The sequence below is a fragment of the uncultured Gemella sp. genome (assembly GCF_963519265.1).
Lineage (GTDB): Bacteria > Bacillota > Bacilli > Staphylococcales > Gemellaceae > Gemella.
This window is the reverse complement of record NZ_CAUQNQ010000003.1, coordinates 44,448-68,495: the sequence shown is the minus strand read 5'-3', so window position 1 is coordinate 68,495 and position 24,048 is coordinate 44,448. Positions and strand designations below refer to the sequence as shown.

Sequence of the window (24,048 nt, the reverse complement as noted above, 5' to 3'; positions counted from 1 at the left end):
AAAATGATTAATAAAGTAGGGGAGTGAATCAAAAATCATGCTTTTGGAGAAACAAGGTTTTGTCGAGGCCCTGTAGGTTTATTAGATATTTAAAAAGCTGTTATAAAACGAATTTATATATCAGTAAATACTGTTCCTATGAGTTTTTATATATACTTTTTCTAAAAATTATGACTTTTAAATCACCTCCTATGGTAATTTATGGTATAATCAAAACAATAATATTAACCAAAGGAGAATTTGATGAAACCATTTAGTAGAAAAATTGAAAAAATATTAGCTTGGATAGCGAATGTTATTATGATGCTTATGACAGGATTAGTATCTCTTGGAGCGTTTTCTAGTCAGTTAGAAACAGCACTACAACAACCACAGCTTGAATCTATGTTAAGTACCTTAGCATCAGATCAGGGGATTTCTGCATTTCTTGCAAGCTCAGGAATGTCTATAACAACACTTTTTGTGACTGCGGTGAAAGTATACGCAGTAGTGGCGATAATTGCGTTAGTGATTGCTTTGATAGCATCATTTACTATGAGAGCAAGAATCGTTTCAGGAATTTTATTCCTAATATCAGCAGTGTTAGTTGGACTAATGACAGCGGGTGTTCTAATTCCTGTGTACTTATTATACTTTGTAGTGGCAGTTATGCTATTTGTGAGAAGAGCGCCAAAAAACACCGATAACTCAGATTTCACACAAACAACTTCTGAAAAACCAGAGATAGAGAGACTAGAGTATATGTAAGGGGCTGACCTAAAAGGTCTAAATTTAAAAAAGTGTATATGATAACTCATAGACGCAGTGGTTTATTGATATCTAAATTCGCTTTATGAAAGCTTTTTAGATATCTAATAAACTGTGCGGGGACGACTCGACAAAATCGATTTCTACGAAATCACGATTTTTGAGTCACTCCCTAGGAAATCAATAAACTATTTTATCGAATGTGCACCATCGAAGATTAAAACTGTCTTCATGCGCTAAAGATAGGATAGTTTTTTTATTTGAAATAGTTTTTTGCTGAGAAATCGTTTATAAAAGTTAAAATTAAATTTAATGTGGAGATTATCTAAATATAAAAAATAATTTTATATAACTAAACTTTACTAATAAATCATAATAGATAGAAATAGTCAGTGAAAACTAAAGAATTCTATTGTTTTAAAAGGTTTTAAGTAGATAAATCTTTGATAAATATTGCTTTTTATAGTATAATTATTAAGATAAAGTATTTTCTGTATAGGATTGGAATATGATTGAAATAATAGTTAATTCTAGAAGTAAGAAAAGTCTTATTGAACTCGATAAAATAGAACAAGTTTTACAAGAAAAGAAGTTGCCTTACAAGGTGTTGAAAACTTCAAAAAATAAAAATGCAAATAGTTTGATGAATGAAGTTCGTGGAAATGAGTTGATAGTCATCGGAGGCGATGGAACTATTAACGAAGTGATAAATAACTATCATGGAAAAGAGATTATTTATCTTGCGTATGGTTCGGGGAATGATCTTGCGAGATCTATAAGGTTCAAAAAGGATGTTGAAATAAGTCGATTATTAGATTCAAAAAAGTTTATTGAATATGATGTAGGTATTGTTAATGATAGAAAATTCTGTTCGGGATTTGATATCGGGTTTAATGCTGACGTTATTAAGAGAGCTAATGGCTCAAAGATGAAGAAATATCTAGGAAAGCATATCTATCTTCTCGAAGGAGTAATAGGTATTTTAATGTTGAAAAGATATAAAGCGGAAATTTCATGGGACGACGGAGAAATCACGACCAACAAGTTGTATTTGCTTAACGCGATGATTCAACCTTATGAAGGTGGCGGGATAAAATTCGCCCCGCAGGCGACAGGTCAAGATGGAAAACTTCACGTCATGATAATGGAAAATATGTCTTTAATAACTTTTATTTATAATTATGTATGTCTACTTTTTAAAAAACATAATAAACTGAGGAAAGTTAAACAAATAACGACGGATAGATTAACTATAAAGACAAATCAGAGATACTTTCAAATTGATGGAGAATTAATAGACAGTGAGGAGAAATTAAATCTAAGCTGTATTAGTAAATTTTATAAATTGAAGAGGATGGAGAGAAATGAGAAGAAATTCAAGTAGTCGAAATAGAAGACACGAGGATAGTATAGGTGCTTTCGAAATCGTTAATGGGATATTAACAGTCTTACTAATTATACTTGGAGGATTAGTAAGTTGGACGATGCTAAAATACGACTTTCTAAATTTTAGAGGTATCAACTACGGGATAATCGGAGTAATAATCTTAGCAATAATACTTTCGATATTCCTCGTAATTAAGAAAAAAGCGAGAATATTCAATACGATAATGTTGATTGTTATGAATATAGCCTTGGTATTTTCTTACATGCAGTTTAGAACGGCAATCGGCTTATTCGACAACTTAAATAGTAATGCGGCGGTGAGTGAGTACACGATGAGTGTTGTTGTTATGAAAAACGATGCAGCTGAAAAACTTTCCGACTTAAATGGAGAGTCAGTAGCAGCTCCAGTATCTGCAGATGGTGAAAATATTAATAAGTTGATGAAAGAGATTCGCGATAAAGAAAAACAAAGTCTAAACCTTGCGGAATCTAAAAACTATATCTCAGCTTACGAAGAATTAGCCGCAGGAACTAGCAGAGCGATGATACTTAACAGCTCATTCGAAGATCTTATTACTAGCCAACATGCAGATTTTAAAGATAAAACGAAAAAAATCTATGAATTTAAAATAACAAAATCAGTAAATGCGAAAGCAAAACAAAATGCAGGTGATACTTTCAACGTCTACATAAGTGGTATTGACACGTATGGACCGGTATCTAGTGTTAGTCGTTCAGATGTTAATATTATTATGACAGTAAACAAAAAAACTGGTAAAATCTTATTAACGACAACACCACGTGATTCTTATGTAAAAGTCGCTGATGGTGGTAATAACCAATACGACAAACTTACACATGCAGGTCTGTATGGGGTAGATTCTTCGATCCATACGCTAGAAAATCTATATGGTATTAAGATAGATTACTACGCTAGACTTAATTTCACATCATTCCTAAAACTTATTGATACAGTTGGTGGGGTAGATGTGTATAATGATCAGGCGTTTACATCACTTCATGGTAAATATAGCTTCTCTCAAGGGTTAGTTCACTTAGATGCTGAAAAAGCATTAGGATTCGTCCGTGAACGATATGGACTTTCTGGTGGAGATAATGACCGAGGTAAAAACCAAGAAAAAGTTATTACGGCAATAATTAAAAAGTTGACTTCGAAAGAAGGTTTATCAAATTACCAAAGCGTTATTAAAGAATTAAGCGAGTCAATTCAGACAAACATGCCGATAGAAACAGCTATGGGACTTGCGAATGAGCAGCTTAGTGCAGGTAAAGATTATAATGTAACTTCACAAGCATTAACAGGAACAGGAAGTATGGGATTACCTTCATATGCGATGCCAGGGGCAAATTTATACATGACACAGATTAGTGAACAAAGTTTACGAGAAGTTACAGAAAATATTAAAGAAGTATTAGAAGGTAAGTAGATGAGAGACGCAATTAGAATGATAGACATACATTCCCATGTTGTCTTCGGAGTAGATGACGGTGCAAAAACTGAAAAAGATACTCGTGATTTACTAGAAGAAAGTTATAGACAAGGTGTTAGAACTATTATCGCAACACCTCACAGAAGACGCGGGATGTTCGAAACAGACATAGAAATAATAAGAGAAAACTTCAAACGAGTAGAAGAAATCGCCACTGAAGTAGCGGAAGATCTAAGAGTCTACTTAGGTAGCGAAATCTACTACAAAGAAGGGGAAATCGCTAAGATTGAAAGTGGGGAATACCCTCGATTAGCGGAGACGGACTATGTACTTGTAGAATTTCCTTATGAAATGCGTTATAAAGAGATTCATAGAGCATTGAACAAGGTTATACTACTTGGATTAACACCAGTAGTAGCACATGTTGAAAGATACAATGATGTAGATGAAAAAGGTGTTCAGGAGCTAATAAATATGGGTGCTTACATCCAAGTGAATGCAGCAAGTGTTTTAAAACCAAAATTACTTGGTGATAAACACAAACACTATAAAAAACGCGCTAAAAAGTACTTAGATGAAGAATTAGTTCATTTCATCGCTAGTGATATGCACAATATGGACACTCGAAGAACGTATATGAAAGAAGCATATGATATTATCGAGAAAAAATACGGACCAACAATAGCTTACGAACTATTCGAAAAAAATCAAGAAAAATTACTAATGAATAAAATAATATAAAGAGAGGATAAATATTATAATGGATAATCAAGAAAAAGATTTAATACAGTTAGATATTATGCTACTGTTAAGAAGAATTTGGGAGAAGAAGGTATTAATAGTATTAGTAACATTACTATTCACGGCGGCATCATTAGCTTATAGTATTTTCTTAGTGACTCCACAATATTCATCTACTACGAAAGTGTACGTAGTTAACCAAAAGAAAGATGATAAAGCAATCACAACACAAGACGTTCAATTAGGTTCACTATTAGTAAAAGACTATAAAGAGATTATTCTTTCTAACAGAGTTATGGAAGAAGTGGCAGATAAAAGTGGGACAAATCTTACAGCAAAACAATTAGCGAAAAAAGTTAGCGTAGAAGCACCAAAGGATACACGTATTATCTCAATCACTGTGCAAGATAAAGACCCACAAGTTGCGAGTGATTTAGCGAATACTGTAAAAGAGGTATCAGCAGACCAAATCAAAGAAGTAACGAAAATTGATGATGTAACAACATTAGAAGAAGCCAAAGCAGCTAACTCTCCAAGTTCTCCAAACATTCCTAGAAATGGAATTTTAGCGACAGCATTAGGATTTATCTTAGCTGTAGCTGGAGTAGTGTTATTTGAGTTACTAGATGATAGAGTTAAACGAGCAGAAGATATTGAAGAAACAATGGGATTAGTGCTTTTAGGTGTAGTTCCAGATACAAAAACAGGAAAGAGATAAGGTGAAAATACATGGCACAAATTAATTTACTAACAAACCAAAAAATAGTAGATCCTAAAAATGATGAATATTTTAACACCTTACGTACAAATATCCAATTTTTAGGGAAAGACAAAAAAGTAATCGCGATAACGTCAACTTCAGAGAATGAAGGAAAGAGTACTGTATCGACTAACTTAGCAATCTCATTAGCGAAGCTAGGATTAAAAACTATGTTAGTTGATGCCGATACGCGTAAATCAGTTATGGCAGGACGTTTTAAATTTAAACACAAAATTAGCGGATTATCAAATTACCTATCAGGGGTATCTCCAATAGAGGACGTTATTTATGAAACTGATGTAGAACATCTTAATGTTATTCCAGCTGGTCAAGTACCACCGAATCCAACAGGACTACTACAAAACAAGAACTTCAACATTATGATTGAAGTATTCAGAGAATATTACGACTATGTAATTATCGATACACCACCAGTTGGTCAGGTAATAGACGCGGCTATCGTAGCTCCTAAAACTGATGGGGTAGTTATGGTAGTAGAAGCGAACAAAGTTAAGAAAAAAACTCTAGAAAAATGTAAAGAACAACTAGAAAAAGGTGGAGCAGAATTCTTAGGTGTAATATTAAATAAAGTTAGCTCAAATGAACTTGGTTATGGCGGATACTATGGGCACTATGGTAGCTATGGAGAACACGGAAAAAAAGGTAAAAAATAAATCTTAAGTTAAGAGGAGAACAAGATGTATTATATTAGAAGAAATAATAAGTTTTTGTTCTTGGTGACCGATTTAATAGCTTTATCTTTAGCCTATATCCTTAGTTTTGATTTTCAATCGAAATCAAAAGATAACTTATACTTCTTTATCGCTATGAATATTATCGGTATTCTTGTGGCGCTTATGTCAGAAGAATACTGGACAATATCTGAACGAGGTTATCTTAAGGAAGTTAAGACTACATCGTTATATGTTCTAAAAGTTGTTTCATTATTCACATTGTTTTTAGTGGTAATTAATAGTAATGATTTCTTTGACATGATGAAGAGTTTTGAATGGATTATTTATTTAATTTTATCTTTTGTTTTTATTTATTGTGTAAGAACTATTTCTAAAAGAATAAATAATCAATATCGAGATGATAGTCGTAATATTATAATATTATCTGACTTTTGTGATTTAGGTACAATTGGTGAACTTCCAGATAATTATGAGGTGTTGGCATACGCTAACACTTCAAAAGAGGATTTTTATAATGATAAGCCTGTAGTTCATAATATAAGTGAAATTAGAGATTTTTTATCTTGTCACAGGGTTGATGAAATATATGCCAATTTATCATCACAGACTAGTTTGGTCGAGATTTTTAAGATTTTTGAAGTGCTTGGTATACCTACAAAAATCAATATCACCCCGATTATAAAAGAGGTTGGGGCGAATACAGTGGTTACCTTCCAAGGGGATAATATTTACCTAACATCAGCTATAAAAATTGCAACACTGCGCCAGGTAATTCTGAAGAGAGTTATGGATATAGCAATTTCAATAGCGGGAATACTATTAACAATTCTTGTTGCAATAATAATACTACCAATAGTGAAAAAACAAGCCCCAGGACCACTTATATTCACTCAAACGAGAATAGGTCAAAATGGTAAAAAGTTCAAAATATATAAATTTAGAAGTATGTATATGGACGCTGAGGAAAGGAAAGCAAAATTACTTAGTCAAAACGAGTTAGAGACGACATTAATGTTTAAAATGGAAAATGACCCTAGAGTTTTTCCATTTGGACAAAAGTTAAGAGATTGGTCATTGGATGAACTTCCACAATTTATCAACGTACTTAAAGGAGATATGAGTGTAGTAGGGACACGTCCTCCAACAGTTGATGAATATACGCAGTATGACCTTCATCACTTCAAACGTATGCAGGTAAAACCGGGTATTACAGGAATGTGGCAGGTCAGTGGAAGAAGTAACATCCTTGATTTTGAAGAAGTAGTTAAACTAGATATGAAATATATCGAAAATTGGTCGCTAAGACTGGACATAAAAATTATAATTAAAACTATAATGGTTGTCTTAAAAAGAGAGGGAAGTAAGTAATACAGGAAAAGTAAAAACGAATGATAGGGAGTGGAGTACTGACCGAAAGTATAGTAGAATTCATTGTGAACTATACTAGGACTCAGTAGTTTGTTGATTCCAAAAATCGCTTTATAGTGGCTACTTTTAAATCCAATAAACTGTGTGCGAGGGCGACTCTACAAAATCTTGTTTCTATGAAATCACGATTTTTGAGTCGCTCTTATTAAAATAAAAAAGACTGTGTTCCGTCGCCAAACTAAAACACAGACTTATATAAGTGAATATGGATATATTAACATAAAAATTGATAAAATGGAAGTGAGAAATCAAAATGCAACATATTTTTATAGTAGGTTCAAAAGGTATACCAGCCAAATATGGTGGTTTTGAAACGTTTATAGAGAAATTAACAGAGAATCAAAAAGACAAAAATATACAATATCATGTAGCATGTACAAAAGAAAATAGTGATAAGTCTGGGATTGTAGAAAAAGAATTTGTACATAATGGAGCAAATTGTTACACTATAGATTTACCTAATATTGGACCAGCAAAAGCAATTTATTATGATGTAAAAGCATTAGAATGGGCGATAAAAAAAGCAGAAAAAGAAAAATATGAAAGACCTATATTTTATGTTCTCGCATGTAGAATAGGACCTTTTATAGCTCGCTTAAAGAAAAAAATTGAAAAAATAGGTGGAGTATTATTAGTTAATCCAGACGGGCATGAATGGTTAAGAGAAAAATGGAGTTTACCAGTTAGAAAATATTGGAAAATATCAGAGAGTCTAATGGTGAAACACGCAGATAAACTTATTTGTGATAGTAAAAATATAGAAAAATACATTAAAGAAGATTATAAAAAATATAATCCGAAAACAACTTATATAGCCTATGGGACAGACTTGAATAAGAGTACTCTTACAAGTGAGAGTGAAGTAGTTAGAGAGTGGTTTTCTAGTAAGAATGTTAAAGAAAAAGATTATTACTTAGTAGTAGGAAGATTCGTTCCAGAAAATAACTACGAAACAATGATTAGAGAATTTATGAAATCTAACAGTAAAAAGGATTTCGTATTAATAACTAATGTTGAACAAAATTCATTTTATGAAAAGTTAAAAGAGACTACAGGATTTGATAAAGATGCACGTATCAAATTTGTTGGAACTGTATATGATCAAGAGTTGCTAAAATATATAAGAGAAAATGCTTTTGCTTATTTCCACGGGCATGAAGTTGGTGGAACAAATCCATCTTTATTAGAAGCTTTAGGAAGTACTAGATTAAACTTATTATTAGATGTAGGCTTTAATAGAGAAGTTGGAGAAAATGGAGCTTTATACTGGGAAAAAGACAATCTTCATATTCTTATAGAGGAAGTTGAAAAGCTGGATGAAGAAAAGATAAAGATTCTTGAAGAGAATGCTAAAGAGAGAATTAAGAAACAATTTTCTTGGGAATATATAGTTGACGAGTATGAGAAGGAGTTTAGGGGATGAGAATACTTCATTATACCTTAGGGTTCCCTCCACATAGAACAGGGGGATTAGTAAAGTACTCTATAGACTTGATGGAAGAACAACAGAAAAATGGTAATGAAGTTTTTGTTTTGTATCCAGGAAAACAGAGTATTTTTTATAGAAATTTTAATATAAGAAAAAAAAACAAAAATACGATAGTAAAATATGAATTGAATAATGGATTACCTCTAGCGTTATTTGGAGGTATTTCCAATCCTGATATCTTTATGGAGAAAATTGATAAAAGTATCTATTTAGAATTTTTAAAAGAAGTTAAACCTGATATTATACATATTCACACACTGATGGGGATACATAAAGAGTTTTTTGAAGTTGCTAAGCAGTTAAAAATAAAAATGATTTTTACTACTCATGATTATTATGGATTAGCTCCAGATCCGACCTTTTATGCTAATGGAGTAAGTTTTGATGAGAAAAATACAAATGAGTCATGGAATTTAATGTCACAAAATGCTATGAGTATAAAAAAACTTTATTTATTTCAAAGTAAATATTATCCTTTAATTAGAAAAATAGGAAAAGTTATTATAAGAATTAAAAAAAATGAGAAACCTGAAAATAATCAGTTTAGAGAATACAAGGATTTTACTTTGTTAAAAAACTATTATAAATCAGTTTTTGATTTAATTGATATATTTCATTTTAATAGTGCGCAGACAAAAAATGTGTACATGAAAAATGGAATAATACCAAGTTTCTTAGAAGTTATTCCTGTAACAAATTATAATATAAAAAAGGAAAACTTTATAGAAAAAAAAGTGAAAAATAAAAAGTCAGTAATTGCTTATATTGGGCCTGATAAAGAATATAAAGGATATTTTGACTTTATAAAATTTGCTGAATTATTAGATAGAGATAAATATGAAGTGAGAACATATGGGCATAAGCCTAATAATAAATGTCCAGATTCTATTAAACAATTTGGTAGGTTTGATAGTAAGAAAAGTGGAGATGTTTATTCTGAAATTGATGTATTAATAGTTCCAAGTAAGTGGAAAGAAACATTTGGCTTGATTGTCTTAGAAGGGGTATCGTTTGGAGTAAAGGTATTTGTTAGTGATAGCGTAGGGGCTAAAGAAATTTTAGAGAAGGAAGATATTTTTACTAATTATATATGTTTAGCAGAACAGTTAAATAACGAGATGATAAAAGTTAATAAGATAACGAATTTTCCAACTATGAGTGAACACTATAGAAAATTACTGGATATATATAATAGTGATATATAATAAGGAGAGGGAATGCATAAAAAAATTAGTATTATTATTCCAATATATAATGTTGAAAAGTATCTAAGAAGATGTATAGACAGCATTGTTAATCAGACGTACAAGAATACAGAAATAATATTGGTTAATGATGGTAGTCCTGATAACTGTAGAGAAATCTGTGATGAATATGAGGAAATTGATAGTAGAATAAAGGTTATTCATAAAGCTAATGGAGGATTATCTTCTGCTAGAAATGCAGGTTTAGATATTGCTTCAGGAGAGTATATCATGTTTGTTGATTCAGATGATTGGATTTCAGAAGATACTCTAGAAAAATTGAATAAATATGTAGAAAAAGGATGTGATATTATTAATTTTAAACTTCGTTTTGCTAAAAGAAAAACGGAGAATATTATTAAATTGAATGATAAAATTAAAGATAGTTATGAGTGTAATTTATTAAGCTATGTAGATAAATTATTCTCCGGTGAATTAGATTTCTTTATTTGTAATAAGTTATATAAAAAGGATTTGTTTGATGATGTAAGATTTCCAGAGGGAAGAAATTATGAAGACTTAGCAACTATATATAAACTTTATTTTAAAGCTAAGAATATTGTAGTTACTGATTACACTTTATATTATTATTGGTTAGAGAATCCAAACTCTATTACAAGTAACTCTACGATAAAAAATATGACTGATTATTTAGTAAGCACAAAAGAAATATATGAAGTGAATAGACGATACTTGGAAATGAACAAGAGAAATCTTTCTAATATAGATACTTGGTATAAAATGATGTTAGTTCAATTATTAATTAATTATACTAAATCAACGTATAAGGATGATGATTTAAAAAGAGAAATCCTATCTGAGTTGAAATGTTCTAAAGCAAGAATATCTGCAGTATATAAACAAGATAAAATTATCAAGTATGCATTATATAAATCGAGGTTACTAATCCCAATAATTAAATTAAAGAAAATTTTAACTAAGGAAGGAACTAGATAATTTATGAATGTTGAAATTTCTATTATTGTACCCTGTTATAATTGTCAGGATACAATTAGGGAGTGTTATAAAAGTATTGTTAAATCAATAGATAATCTATTTTTGTATGAAGTGATTTTCATTAATGATGGATCGACAGATAATACATTAAATATACTTAATGAAATAAAAAGTATAGATAAAAATGTAAATGTCATAAATCAAGAAAATTTTGGTGTTTCAGTTGCTAGGAATAATGGCTTGAAAATATCAAAAGGAATGTATGTAAGTTTTGTAGATTCTGATGATACTATTATGTCAGAGTTTTATCCAAAAATGTTAGCACCGTTCAAAGAAGAAAAAGGATTAGACTTAGTTATGTGTGATTATACTAGCAGTGGATTAGTTGAAAAGGATATACAAAATATTGCATTGGAAAATATATATACTGAGGTATTAAAATCAAAAGGTAGTTTAGTGAAACTTAGAGGATCTGCATGTAACAAAATTTATAAAAAGGAAATACTGGATGAAAAAAATATTTTTTTTGATGAAAAGATAAAATTTTGTGAAGATTTAGGATTTAATTTAATATATTTTAAATATATCAGTAAGATTAGTATTATACCTGAGAAACTATATGTTTACGATATACATAACACTGATATTCCAGGGAATTCTGATAAAAAAATTACAGCATTTAAAATATGGGATAATCTGTTTTCTAGAGAGAACGAAGAAAAATATGAAAATGTAATAAAGTTGGAAAAATATAAATATATGATTTGGGGACTATGTGAACAACTATCAGAAAAAGGAGAAATTCAGAATAAAGAGTATCTTGAATTATTAAAAAAAGAGAAGGATTTTATTATTAAAAATAAATTTTTATTAGGTAGAAAATTTGAATTATTTTTTAGATTGATGATGATATCACCTATTCTTGTAAAATATCTTTATAAAATATTATAAAAAATGTTAAGTTTGTTATATACAAAAATTATAATTAGAAGGTGTAAAAATGACTGAAAAAATTGACATCGTTGTTACCTGGGTTGATTCAGAAGATTTAAATTGGTATAACGAGAAAAATAAATATCTAGGTAATACAGGTATTAATCAAACAATGAATAGCGATGAAAGATATAGAAACTGGAACTTAATTAAATATTGGTTTCGTGCAGTAGAGAGGTATGCCCCATGGGTGAATAAAATCTTCTTTATTACTGAAGGACATTTACCCGAATGGCTGAATGCTAATCATGAGAAGTTAGTGATAGTAAAGCATTCTGATTTTATTGATCAGAAGTTTCTTCCTACATATAATTCGAATGTAATAGAATTAAATTTACATAATATTGAGAGTTTATCTGAGAACTTTATTTTATTTAATGATGATATATTTTTGATGAATTCTACAACTGAGAAAGATTTTTTCGAGGATGGATTACCAAAGGATATAGGAGTATTTAGCCCACTAGTTCCAAATTATGGGGGGATTGCTTCTATTGTCTTGAATAACTTGGAGGTTATAAATAAGTATTTTAACAAAAAATCTGTGCTAGATGTTGCTGGAAAGAAATTCTTTAAACTATCTTATGGAAAACACTTAATAAAAAATTTTGTAGCTCTACTCTGGAAACCTGTTTTGGGTTTTTATGATTATCATATTCCTATATCACATAAGAAGAGTGTCTTTAAGCTATTAGAAAATCAGGAAAAACAACTTTTTCTTGATACTTACAAGAATAAATTTAGATCGAAAGATGAGATTAATCACTGGCTGATGAGGTATTGGAATTTATGTAGTGGAGACTTTATTCCCCGAAATATAAACTTCGGAAGATACTATGAGATTTCTAATTCAAATATTGAATTAAGAAATATTCTTATGAAAGATAAATGTAAAGTTATTTGTGTTAATGATAGTACAGATATTGAAAATTTCGAAGAAACAAAAAAAGAAATATTAGAGATATTTGAAGAAAAGTTTCCTAATAAATCAAAATATGAATTATAAAATTGCTGAAGATGGAGGAATTATATGATATATTTTATTGAACTTAGAAAAAATGATGAGCACACTGCAGGTCCAAAGGCTCCAAATGATATATATGATATATCAAAAAAGTTAGGGTTTAAAAGCTTAAAGTTAATGATAGAAGATGGGAAGGCATCTAAACTTAAGAAAAAATTTGAAGTTGGTAAATTGTGGTTAAGTTTATTGTTTAAATTGAAGAAAGATGATGTTATAATATTTCAACATCCAATGTATGGAATTAAAGAAGCAATTAAACTTATTCCAATTTTTAAGAAGATAAAGAAAACCAAGTTTGTTACTGTTATTCATGATTTAGAATTATTACGTGGGGGGACCTCAACTTACGATGAAGAAGTTGCAATATTGTCAGATAAGGTTCTTTTGCCCATGTTTGATAAGATAGTCTGTCACAATGACAGTATGAAGAAGTATTTAGTTAATGAGGGAATTAGTGAAAGTAAGTTAGTTAATTTGGATATATTTGATTACTTATGTAATAAAAGTCAAGAAACAGAGAATAATGGAGTAGGATTAATTATAGCAGGGAATCTTAATAGAGCAAAAAGTAGTTATTTGTATAAATTAATTGAACAAAATCCAAATTATACATTAAATTTATATGGTCCAAGTTTTGATAAAGACATCAATTTGAGTGAGAATATTTATTATTTAGGAAGCTTTACTCCGGATGAATTGCCCAACAAGCTACAAGGAGAATTTGGATTAGTTTGGGATGGAGATAGTATAGAAACTTGTAGTGGGAATACAGGGAACTATCTTAGATATAATAATCCACACAAAACTTCGTTATATTTATCAGCTGGAATTCCAGTATTAATATGGAAAGAAGCGGCAATTGCGAAATTTGTTAAAGAAAATAATGTAGGAATATTGATTGATAATCTTGGGGAAATTGAAGAAATATTAAGTAATACTCCTCAAGAAAAACTAGATGAAATACAGAAAAATGCTAAAGAAGTAGGTTTAAAACTTAGAGATGGCTACTATTTTAAGAGAGCAATTGAGAAGTGTCTAGATAGAAGGGAAGTCAAAGAATATGAATAGAAGTATAGTATCAAAGTATTTATATATCTTTTCATTTGTATTAGTTATTTTTGTTGACTTTTTATCTAGAACTATGTTTGTAGAGGGATTCTCTATCTTAAAAAATGTTAGTAAGATATTAGTAATATCTGCTTGTATCATGTTATTAGTAAAATTATTAATAGACAAACATAGTAAAATAGAGTTATATACAATTTTAATTTTAATCCCTATTTTATCAGTAATAATTTTTATGACAAAAACTTATTACACATTATTGCCAATTTTTTTGTTAGTAATAAGTGTTAGGAACATTAATTTAGAAAAAATATTAAGAATTTGGTTATTTGAAATTATTATATTAATGTTATTTGTATCAGTTTCTTATTATATGGATATCATAGGTGAAACAACTCGTGTGTTCGGGAGAGAAGGAGATAAAATAAGATATGGATTAGGATATGGGTACTCTAGTTTCTCAGCAAACTATTTTTTCCACTTTACACTATTTTATAGCTTCATTAGAAGAGAAAAGATAAAAGTTTTAGAGATAATAGCTTTATTTATAACTAATTATTACTTATATATAAAAACTGATACTAAATCTGCTTTTGCTTGTAGTGTATTACTATTATTTTTAGTATCGATCATTAAATATTTAAAATTATCGAAGCAAAGTAATTTTTTAAACAAGTATACTATGTTATGTGGTTTCATAATATCATTAGGTACGTTGTTCCTATATCGATTTGGAACTGAAGTAGGAGAATTATTAAATACATTAGTTACAGGGCGTTTACGTTTGGCTGATAAGGCATGGGATGAATTTGGAATTACTATATTCGGTCAAAAGATATTGTGGGTGACAGAGAACCAGTGGATGTCAGAAATAGAATACGATTATGTAGATTCATCTTTTCTTAATATACTATTTAACTATGGGATAATACTAATATTATTAATTATTGTAGGATATTATTTATTAGGGAAAAAGAAACTGAGTAATAATGTTTTTTATACGTTAATGATTGTTATATTAGGAATTCATTGTATATACGATCCGCAATTATTAGAGATTTCTCACAATCCATCTATTCTGTTCTTAGGATACTTAATTACAGGTAGTGATATAATTTATAATCTAAAGAGGTAATAGAACATGTACGATTATTTAATAGTAGGAGCTGGATTGTCAGGTGCAATCTTTGCTCATGAAGCAACAAAACAAGGAAAAAAAGTAAAAGTAATAGATAAACGTGACCACATTGGTGGGAATATCTATTGTGAGAACGTTGAAGGAATCAATGTTCACAAATACGGTGCACATATCTTCCATACTTCTAACAAAGAAGTGTGGGATTATGTGAATCAATTTGCTGAGTTTAACAACTACATTAACTCGCCAGTAGCAAACTACAAAGGTAAGTTATATAATCTACCTTTCAATATGAATACTTTCTATGGATTATGGGGAACTAAGACTCCTGCAGAAGTAAAAGCTAAAATCGCTGAACAAACAGCCCATCTGCAAGATAGTGAACCTAAAAACCTAGAAGAACAAGCTATCAAACTTATTGGTACTGACGTATATGAAACTTTAATTAAAGGCTACACAGAAAAACAATGGGGACGCAGTGCTACAGAACTACCACCATTTATTATTAAACGTCTTCCAGTACGCTTCACATTCGATAACAACTACTTCAACGATAGATATCAAGGTATTCCAATTGGTGGGTACAATGTTATTATTGACAATATGCTGAAAGGTATCGAAGTAGAACTAAATGTGGACTTCTTTGAGAATCGTGAAGAATTAGAAGCAAGTGCGAAAAAAGTAGTATTCACAGGAATGATCGATCAATACTTCGATTATAAACACGGAGAATTAGAATATAGAAGTCTTCGCTTTGAACATGAAGTACTAGATGAAGAGAACTACCAAGGTAATGCTGTAGTGAACTACACAGAGCGTGAAGTTCCTTACACTCGTATTATCGAGCACAAACACTTCGAAAAAGGTACTCAAGAGAAAACAGTTATTACGCGTGAATACTCAGTAGATTGGAAACGTGGGGATGAACCATACTATCCAATTAACGATGCTAAAAATAATGAAATGTATCAAAAATATTTGGAAGAAGCAAAAGGTAAAAATGTTATCTTCTGCGGACGTCTTGCAGACTATAAATATTATGATATGCACGTAGTAATCGAAAGAGCTCTTAATGTAGTAAGAGAGGAATTGAATAAATAAGAGGGAATAAGTACTCTATTCTAATACCAGCTGTTATAGTTTAGTGTATAGCAGTTGGTATTTTGTGAAGTGAGATTACTTTATAATATTAGAAACTCTTAGTATGATGAGGAAATATAATGAAAGTAATAAAAAATTATTTATACAATCTTTCGTATCAAATATTAACGATAATTCTTCCTATAATCACAGTTCCATATGTTACAAGGATTTTTACTAGTGAAGATTTAGGTAATTATGTATTTTATAGCTCTATTGTAAATTACTTCTCCTTATTTGCGATGTTAGGAGTTGCAGTATATGGTACGAAGCAAATCGCTGCTGCAAGTGATGTTAGTAGCACATTTTGGAATATTTATGCAATTCAATTTATTGCGAGTTTGCTTGCACTTATTGCGTATGTGATAGCGGTCATTAGTATTCCAAATATGGGTGGAATAATACCGATAATATTAGGTGTTGTTCTATTTTCAAAAATGATTGATATTTCATGGTTATTCGCAGGAAAAGAAGATTTTAAGAAAATAACACTTAGAAATACTGTTGTGAAATTATCTGGAGTAATTAGTATTTTCACCCTTGTTAAAAGTAGTGAAGATTTATATCTTTATGCATTTCTAATTATCGTATTTGATTTTCTAGGACAATTTGTAATGTGGGTACCAGCAAAGAAATTTATAAAATACCCTTCATTTAATATTAAACTTATTAAGAAAAATTTTCATCCAATAGTGTTATTATTTTTACCGCAAGTTGCTATCTCGCTTTATGTGGTATTGGACAAAACGTTACTAGGTATTTTAGGGTCGTATTCGGATGTTGGAATTTATGAACAAGGTCAGAAGCTAACGAGTATTCTTATTACTGTAGTTAGTTCATTAGGTGCTGTTATGCTTCCTAGGGTAGCGAATCTTCTTTCTGAAAAAAAAGAAAAAGAAGCACAAAATATGGTGAGATTTTCATTTATTTTGTATAATCTAATAATTTTTCCAATGATTTTCGGATTAATTGCGGTTAATGAAGTGTTTGTTAAATTATTCTTAGGAGAAAATTTCCAAGATGTTAAGTATGTCTTGTATATTATAGTATTTAACATTATGTTCATTGGGTGGACTAATATTCTTGGATATCAAGTATTAGTGGCTAGAAATAAGAATAAAGAATTTATGTTGTCAACAACGATACCTGCATTTGTCAGTGTAGTCGTTAATATTGTAGTCATTCCATTTTTTGGATATATCGGAGCGAGTATAACATCTGTAGTAGTAGAAATTCTTGTATTTACCATTCAATGGTATTATAGCCGTAATATTATTAGCAAGAACCTATTGTTTAATATTGATCTAGTAAAAATTATTAGTGCATCTCTCCTAATGTTTATAGCTATTATGTTATGTAAATATATGTTAGGATTAGAAGGAGTAGTTGGGCTATTGATTTATATTGGAGTTGGTGGTATTACGTATGTTATAATGAATATTGTATTAAGAACAATAAACATTAAAGAGATCAGAACACTTTTAAAGTAATATATATGAGAAAGATATAATTAAGAAAAATAAACTATTCTAAAATAAGGATGTGATTTTCATGAAAGGAATAATTTTAGCGGGAGGAAGCGGAACGCGTTTATATCCTCTTACAAAGGCGATATCAAAACAATTGATGCCAATATACGATAAACCGATGATTTATTATCCGATGTCTATCTTAATGCTTGCAGGAATTAAAGATATTTTAATAATATCTACACCAACAGATACTCCGCGTTTTGAGGAGTTATTTGGAAATGGTAATGAATTAGGTTTAAACATTGAATACAAAGTTCAAGAAAGTCCAGATGGATTAGCTCAGGCGTTTATCATTGGAGAAGAATTTATCGGTGATGATTCTGTGTGCTTAATTCTTGGAGATAATATATACTATGGTGGTGGACTTAGTAAGATGCTTCAACGTGCTGCTAGTCGTCCAAGTGGTGCTACGGTATTTGGATATCATGTTCATGATCCAGAGAGATTTGGGGTTGTTGAATTTGATAAGGAAATGAAGGCTGTATCAATCGAAGAAAAACCAGAAAAACCTAAATCTAATTATGCAGTAACTGGTTTATATTTCTATGATAACACAGTAGTAGATATTGCGAAAAATATTAAACCTTCTCCAAGAGGAGAGTTAGAAATAACTGACGTAAATAAAGCATATCTAGAAAAAGGTGAATTAAATGTAGAGCTTTTAGGGCGTGGATATGCATGGTTAGATTCAGGAACACATGAATCATTACTAGAAGCAAGTAATTTTATTGAAACTATAGAAAAACGTCAAAATCTTAAAGTTGCATGTCTAGAAGAAATAGCATATCGCATGGGATACATCGATAGAGAACAATTGATTAAGTTAGCACAACCGTTGAAGAAAAATAATTACGGACAATATATGTTACGTATTGCTGAACAGGAGTTATAACAATGATAGTAATGGAAGCAAAATTAAAAGATGTAAAAATAATAGAGCCAGATGTTTTTGGTGATCATCGCGGATTTTTCACGGAAAGTTATTCTGAAGAAAAATATAAAAAACTAGGTATAGATTTTAACTTTGTTCAAGACAATCATTCATTATCAGTTGAAGCTGGTGTTGTTCGTGGTTTACATTTCCAAAGAGGAAGTGCTGCGCAAACAAAGCTTATTCGTGTGGTGACTGGAGCAGTGCTTGATGTTATTGTCGACATGAGAAAAGGCAGTCCTACATATGGTCAGTGGGAAAGTTTTATCCTTTCAGAACATAATAGAAGACAACTTTTAGTTCCTAGAGGATTTGCTCATGGTTTTGCGACTTTAACACCTAATGTTAACTTCATGTATAAGTGTGATAATTATTATAATGCAGAGGCAGATGCAGGAATTGCGTTCGATGATAAAGAGCTTGGAATTGACTGGCAGATTGATCTATCAAAAGCTATTACATCAGAAAAAGATGCTAAACATCCTACATTTAAAGAATATGAAGCAAATAATGATTTCGTATATGGAGAGATATAATAACTGAGTAGGAGCTCATAACTCATCATTGATGAGAAAGTAGTTGTATATGTTATTTTAAAGATTCAAAGTTGAAGTATATTAAAGAATAATTTGATAAGATTAGAGTGTATATTTATATTATATAAAGGTGAGAAAATATTATGAAAATAGAAGATATTAAGGAGCTTGCGAATGAAATTTTGCAATCAAAGAAAATAGAGAATGAATATATAGAATATAAAAAATCTGCTAGTTTTAAAGATAAAATTTTAAAAACCGCATGTGCATTTGCCAATAATTATATGGAATCGGAAATAGGTTTAATATTCATTGGAGTAGAGGAAGAAAACGATATCGAGAAGGGGATAAAGGCTATTCCGAAAATTCCAATTTGTGGAATAGAAGAGTCTGTGATAGAAACAACAGAAAATCAATTGAGGAAGTTATTAGCGAATATACATCCAAGAATATGTTATCAAATTATAGTAAATGAATATCAAGGTATTAAGTATTTAATAATCGCTGTAGAACCTGGTACTAATGGACCCTATCAAACCAGTGATAAAGCTGAGAGTACTAAGGGGATTAATCTGAAACCTGGTAGGTATATAAGGGATAATAGAGACAGTGTTTTACCATCTCCGTCACAAGAATTAGTGTTATTAAAAAAATTTACTGGGAAATTATTTTCGAGTTCATTAAATAATACTGCAACTCTAGATGATTTAAATTATGAATATATGAGAGAATACCTTATTGAAACAGAATCAAAACAAGATATAAAAGAGCAAAATAAACTTGAAATGGCTAAAAGTCTAGATTTGATTAGTAAGACTGAATTAGGAAAATTTAGAGTTAAGAATTTTGCTGTACTTATGTTTTGTGATGAACCTAGGAGATTTATTCCTGGGGCATTTGTTAAAGTAATAAGAGAAGTTTCTAAAACAGATAAAATGGAAGCTAAGGATTTTGCAGGACCAATTTGGAAGCAGGCAAAAAGAGTGATAGACTATTTTAAAGATGAGGTTATGCGATCACATACAATCAGGAAAGAAGATAAAATTGAGCATAATATCAAATACAATTATCCGCTTTCCACATTTGAAGAACTACTAATAAATGCAATAGTTCATAAAGATTATGAATCACAACAATATATAGGTGTATATATTTATGAAAATTATATTTCGATTATTAATCATAATCGCCCATTGCCACCTGTGACTATAGATTCCTTAAATTCTAAGGATAGTTTTGATAATAGGCAGTATATTAGTGGTGAATTAAAAGATATGTTCTATTCCTTGAATTTAATAGAGTCTTATGGTTCGGGAGTAAGGCGCGCCAAAGAAGCGCTGAGAGCAAATGCATCACCTTCTTTGGAATATGTATTAGATAATAAAGATGATGACTATACAAATGTAATAATAAAAATTAATGAAGAGTTCATGGAAACAGTTCAAAATAGTAATAAAAATGAGATTCATAAAACTACCCAAGAAACTACCCAAGAAACTACCCAAGAAACTACCCAGCAAGGTAGAATTCTAGAGATAATTAGAAGGCATCCACGGATTACTATAAAAGAATTAGCTGTTGAATTGGGATTAACTTATGATGGAGCTAAATATCATGTAAGTAAGTATAAAAAAGAGGGTATATTAGAACGTAAGGGGTCAACAAAAGCAGGAGAATGGATCATTAAAAGTATAGAGAAGTAGAAAGATAAAATTAAGTAGGAGTTAACAAGAAAAAATGAAGAATATTATAGTAACAGGTGGAGCTGGATTTATCGGTTCTAACTTTGTACATTATGTTATAAATAATCATCCAGATATTCATGTGACTGTTCTGGATAAATTGACTTATGCGGGAAATAGAGAGAATCTTGCTGGGCTTCCAGAAGATAGATTTGAATTAGTAGTTGGAGATATTTCAGATGCTGAATTAGTAGATAAATTAGTTAGTAAGACTGATGCAGTAGTACACTATGCAGCAGAGTCTCATAACGACAATTCCCTAAAAGATCCGTATCCATTTTTACATACGAATATCATTGGAACATATGCTTTAATCGAAGCGTGTCGTAAGTATGATGTTAGATATCACCACGTATCTACAGATGAGGTATACGGAGATCTTCCATTACGTGAAGATTTACCAGGAAAAGGTGAAGGAGTTGGAGAGAAGTTTACAGCTGAAACACCTTATAATCCATCAAGCCCATACTCATCAACAAAAGCAGGTTCAGATCTACTAGTAAAAGCGTGGGTGCGATCTTTTGGACTTAAGGCAACTATTTCTAACTGTTCAAATAACTACGGACCATATCAACATATTGAAAAATTTATCCCTAGACAAATAACTAATGTCTTGTCAGGAATAACACCAAAACTATATGGTGAAGGAAAGAATGTGAGAGATTGGATTCACACAGAAGATCACTCATCAGCAGTTTGGACTATCTTAACAAAAGGTAGAATTGGAGAAACATATTTAATTGGTGCTGATGGAGAAGAGGATAATAAAACTGTTATTGAGTTAATCCTTGAACTTATGGGTGAAGATAAGAATGCATATGAGCATGTAAATGATCGTGCGGGACATGACCTACGTTATGCGATAGATGCTTCTAAATTACGCGATGAATTAGGATGGAAGCCGCAGTTCACAGACTTCCGTCAAGGATTAGCTGAAACTATCCGTTGGTATGAAGAAAATGAATCTTGGTGGAAAGAACAAAAAAAAGCAGTAGAAGCTAATTACGCTAAAAATGGACAGTAATAAAAAAGGGGTTGACCCGAAAGTAATAGTCCTAGATTAAAAAAATCTATATGAGGGTTCATAAATTTTGCGGGGGTGACTTGACAAAATCGATTTCTCCAAAATCACGATTTTGAGTCACTCCCTTTTTATTAGGAGGTAATATAATGATATTAATTACAGGTAGTAATGGACAATTAGGTAGTGAATTAAGAAATCTTTTAGATTCAAGAGATATTTCTTATGTAGCCACAACAACAAAAGAATTAGACATAACAGATAAAGATTTAGTTAGCAGATATGTTAAGGAATTAAATCCTAGTGTAATCTATCACTGTGCAGCGTACACAGCTGTCGATAATGCTGAAGATGTTGGTCGTGAAGATAATCACAAAGTAAATGCAGAAGGAACACGTAATCTTGCTTTGGCAGCAAAAGAATGTGGAGCAACTTTTGTGTATATTAGTACTGATTATGTTTTTGATGGGACTTCTGAAACGGAATATTTACCAGAAGACGCAACTAATCCACAAAATGAATATGGTCGAGCAAAATTAGAAGGTGAAAATGCAGTACGAGAATTATTAGAAAAATACTATATAATTCGTACATCATGGGTATTCGGAGAATATGGAAACAACTTTGTATATACAATGCAAAGATTAGCTAAAGATCGTGATAAATTAACAATCGTAGCAGACCAGTTCGGAAGACCAACATGGACAAAAACATTGGCAGAATTCATGGTATATTCAGTAGAAAATAATGTAGAATATGGAACATATCATTTATCAAATGATAATAGCTGTTCATGGTATGAATTTGCAAAAGAAATTCTAAAAGATGAAGCTGTAGAAGTAGTACCGATTGAATCTAAGGATTTCCCACAAAAAGCAAATAGACCAAAATATTCAATTATGAATTTAGAAAAAACAAAAAAAACAGGGTTTGAAATCCCAACATGGCAAGAAGCGTTGGGGGAGTTTAAAAATAAAATTTTTAATAATATATATGAAAGTTAATTATAGGAGGTGGATATTATGAAATATATTTCTTATTTAGCCGAGTTGATAACCATTATTAAAGAAATTATTGCTGTGCTATTTCGTGTGAAAAAATATTTTAATAAATATGTAGAAAAAAGAAAATTAAAAAGGAATAATATATATATTTTTATTGCTGATCGAGCAGAAAAACGATTTTCTATAAATTATGAAAAAAGTACAAAAATAGATTTTAATGATTGGAGTGATAAGATAAATAAAGGAGGAGAGTTATTTGTGGAATGTGAGTGGTCTAAGGAAATAGAAAAGGGACTCAGTGACAAGAATTTAGATGAGAAAACTAGCAAAGAAATAAAAAATGCAATAAGAATATTGGACAAGCATGAAGATAGGATAAAGAGTATGCTTATGATGGCGTTATCAGATGGTATAATATCTTCTAAAATTAGTTGTTTCCCTCGTGTTGTAGAAGCTATTATAGATAAATATTTTTCTGCTTATAGAGAAAATGACAGCAAAGATAAAAAAATAGTTCTTGCTGTATATAATCATAAAAATCAGCATTTTAATTTTGAAATCTCTAAAGATGAGTATTTGAATGTTTTGGATAAGAGTAACGGAAGAATAAAAATCATCCATTTTGTCAGTTTAAAAGAGTTTATAACCATGCTAAATGATAAAACGATATTAGAAAGTGAAATTATTCCGAGTTATTTGATGAGTACTGTAAAGACAGTAAATAGTGAAGTGCCGATTGAAGATTTTATGCACTGGGATATTTCAGTTGCTTAGAGTTGAGAATAGATGATAATGATAAAATTTTAAATAACGTAATAAAGTTAGATAAATATTTCTTATGATTGACTATTCCAAATTTAAGTTCTAGTTAAAAAATTGATTTCAGGTTAAATTCCAGTTTTTTATTTGAACTGGAATTTACTTAGGGAATTAACAAATTTACTTTGAGAATTTACGTTTTGACATTATATATAGAATTTTAATTAGAAATATGATAAAATTATTTGGAGATTATATTATGCTA

Annotated in this window: 22 protein-coding genes; all 22 read left to right on the top strand. The window is 30.3% G+C overall.

The annotated features are described in order from the left end of the window. Window positions 1–243: 243 nt before the first annotated feature. The 22 genes from RWN11_RS01080 to RWN11_RS00975 all read left to right on the top strand — a co-directional run bounded on the left by RWN11_RS01080 (window position 244) and on the right by RWN11_RS00975 (window position 23,798). The gene (locus tag RWN11_RS01080) at window positions 244–747 is read left to right on the top strand and encodes a DUF4064 domain-containing protein (protein WP_314159948.1); all 504 of its coding nucleotides are present in this window, start codon (window positions 244–246) and stop codon (window positions 745–747) included. Window positions 748–1,255: 508 nt separating this feature from the next. Continuing rightward, the gene (locus tag RWN11_RS01075) at window positions 1,256–2,131 is read left to right on the top strand and encodes a diacylglycerol kinase family protein (protein ID WP_314159947.1); all 876 of its coding nucleotides are present in this window, start codon (window positions 1,256–1,258) and stop codon (window positions 2,129–2,131) included. Next, complete coding sequence (locus tag RWN11_RS01070; protein WP_314159946.1) at window positions 2,112–3,581, top strand: LCP family protein; 1,470 nt, start codon at window positions 2,112–2,114, stop codon at window positions 3,579–3,581. Before RWN11_RS01075 ends, RWN11_RS01070 begins: the two co-directional genes overlap by 20 nt. Continuing rightward, window positions 3,582–4,325, top strand: coding sequence for a CpsB/CapC family capsule biosynthesis tyrosine phosphatase (locus RWN11_RS01065; RefSeq protein ID WP_314159945.1), 744 nt, complete (start codon window positions 3,582–3,584; stop codon window positions 4,323–4,325). Between the two features lie 19 nt (window positions 4,326–4,344). Beyond that, a complete protein-coding gene (locus RWN11_RS01060) occupies window positions 4,345–5,043 on the top strand; it encodes a Wzz/FepE/Etk N-terminal domain-containing protein (RefSeq protein ID WP_314159944.1) in 699 nt (232 codons plus the stop codon). Between the two features lie 11 nt (window positions 5,044–5,054). Continuing rightward, window positions 5,055–5,759 (top strand): polysaccharide biosynthesis tyrosine autokinase, encoded by a 705-nt coding sequence (locus RWN11_RS01055; RefSeq protein WP_314159943.1) that lies wholly within the window; start codon window positions 5,055–5,057, stop codon window positions 5,757–5,759. 24 nt (window positions 5,760–5,783) lie between these two features. After that, window positions 5,784–7,148, top strand: coding sequence for a sugar transferase (locus tag RWN11_RS01050; RefSeq protein WP_314159942.1), 1,365 nt, complete (start codon window positions 5,784–5,786; stop codon window positions 7,146–7,148). A gap of 313 nt (window positions 7,149–7,461) precedes the next feature. Further along, a complete protein-coding gene (cps2T, locus tag RWN11_RS01045) occupies window positions 7,462–8,631 on the top strand; it encodes a beta 1-4 rhamnosyltransferase Cps2T (RefSeq protein WP_314159941.1) in 1,170 nt (389 codons plus the stop codon). Further along, entirely contained in the window at window positions 8,628–9,902 is a 1,275-nt protein-coding gene (locus RWN11_RS01040; protein WP_314159940.1) for a glycosyltransferase, read from the top strand. The genes cps2T and RWN11_RS01040 overlap by 4 nt, the downstream gene beginning before the upstream one ends. A 12-nt stretch (window positions 9,903–9,914) precedes the next feature. After that, window positions 9,915–10,898: a glycosyltransferase family 2 protein gene (locus RWN11_RS01035; RefSeq protein WP_314159939.1), complete on the top strand. Its 984-nt coding sequence runs from the start codon at window positions 9,915–9,917 to the stop codon at window positions 10,896–10,898. A 3-nt stretch (window positions 10,899–10,901) separates the two neighbouring features. Beyond that, on the top strand, window positions 10,902–11,849 hold the full coding sequence (locus RWN11_RS01030) for a glycosyltransferase family 2 protein (protein ID WP_314159938.1): 948 nt from the start codon (window positions 10,902–10,904) through the stop codon (window positions 11,847–11,849). A gap of 49 nt (window positions 11,850–11,898) precedes the next feature. Then, window positions 11,899–12,897, top strand: a complete 999-nt coding sequence (locus RWN11_RS01025) for a Stealth CR1 domain-containing protein (RefSeq protein WP_314159937.1) — start codon at window positions 11,899–11,901, stop codon at window positions 12,895–12,897. Between the two features lie 24 nt (window positions 12,898–12,921). Then, window positions 12,922–13,983: a glycosyltransferase gene (locus tag RWN11_RS01020; protein WP_314159936.1), complete on the top strand. Its 1,062-nt coding sequence runs from the start codon at window positions 12,922–12,924 to the stop codon at window positions 13,981–13,983. Further along, on the top strand, window positions 13,976–15,115 hold the full coding sequence (locus tag RWN11_RS01015) for a hypothetical protein (protein ID WP_314159935.1): 1,140 nt from the start codon (window positions 13,976–13,978) through the stop codon (window positions 15,113–15,115). Before RWN11_RS01020 ends, RWN11_RS01015 begins: the two co-directional genes overlap by 8 nt. Window positions 15,116–15,121: 6 nt before the next feature. Next, the gene (gene glf / locus RWN11_RS01010) at window positions 15,122–16,219 is read left to right on the top strand and encodes a UDP-galactopyranose mutase (protein WP_314159934.1); all 1,098 of its coding nucleotides are present in this window, start codon (window positions 15,122–15,124) and stop codon (window positions 16,217–16,219) included. A gap of 119 nt (window positions 16,220–16,338) precedes the next feature. Beyond that, window positions 16,339–17,748 (top strand): oligosaccharide flippase family protein, encoded by a 1,410-nt coding sequence (locus tag RWN11_RS01005; RefSeq protein ID WP_314159933.1) that lies wholly within the window; start codon window positions 16,339–16,341, stop codon window positions 17,746–17,748. 61 nt (window positions 17,749–17,809) lie between these two features. After that, entirely contained in the window at window positions 17,810–18,682 is an 873-nt protein-coding gene (gene rfbA / locus RWN11_RS01000; protein ID WP_314159932.1) for a glucose-1-phosphate thymidylyltransferase RfbA, read from the top strand. 2 nt (window positions 18,683–18,684) lie between these two features. After that, entirely contained in the window at window positions 18,685–19,257 is a 573-nt protein-coding gene (gene rfbC, locus RWN11_RS00995) for a dTDP-4-dehydrorhamnose 3,5-epimerase (protein ID WP_314159931.1), read from the top strand. Window positions 19,258–19,400: 143 nt separating this feature from the next. Next, window positions 19,401–20,960 (top strand): RNA-binding domain-containing protein, encoded by a 1,560-nt coding sequence (locus RWN11_RS00990; protein ID WP_314159930.1) that lies wholly within the window; start codon window positions 19,401–19,403, stop codon window positions 20,958–20,960. A gap of 34 nt (window positions 20,961–20,994) precedes the next feature. Next, window positions 20,995–22,023, top strand: coding sequence for a dTDP-glucose 4,6-dehydratase (gene rfbB, locus RWN11_RS00985; protein ID WP_314159929.1), 1,029 nt, complete (start codon window positions 20,995–20,997; stop codon window positions 22,021–22,023). A 146-nt stretch (window positions 22,024–22,169) separates the two neighbouring features. Then, complete coding sequence (gene rfbD, locus RWN11_RS00980) at window positions 22,170–23,024, top strand: dTDP-4-dehydrorhamnose reductase (protein WP_314159928.1); 855 nt, start codon at window positions 22,170–22,172, stop codon at window positions 23,022–23,024. Between the two features lie 18 nt (window positions 23,025–23,042). After that, the gene (locus RWN11_RS00975) at window positions 23,043–23,798 is read left to right on the top strand and encodes a hypothetical protein (protein ID WP_314159927.1); all 756 of its coding nucleotides are present in this window, start codon (window positions 23,043–23,045) and stop codon (window positions 23,796–23,798) included. Window positions 23,799–24,048: the final 250 nt, after the last annotated feature.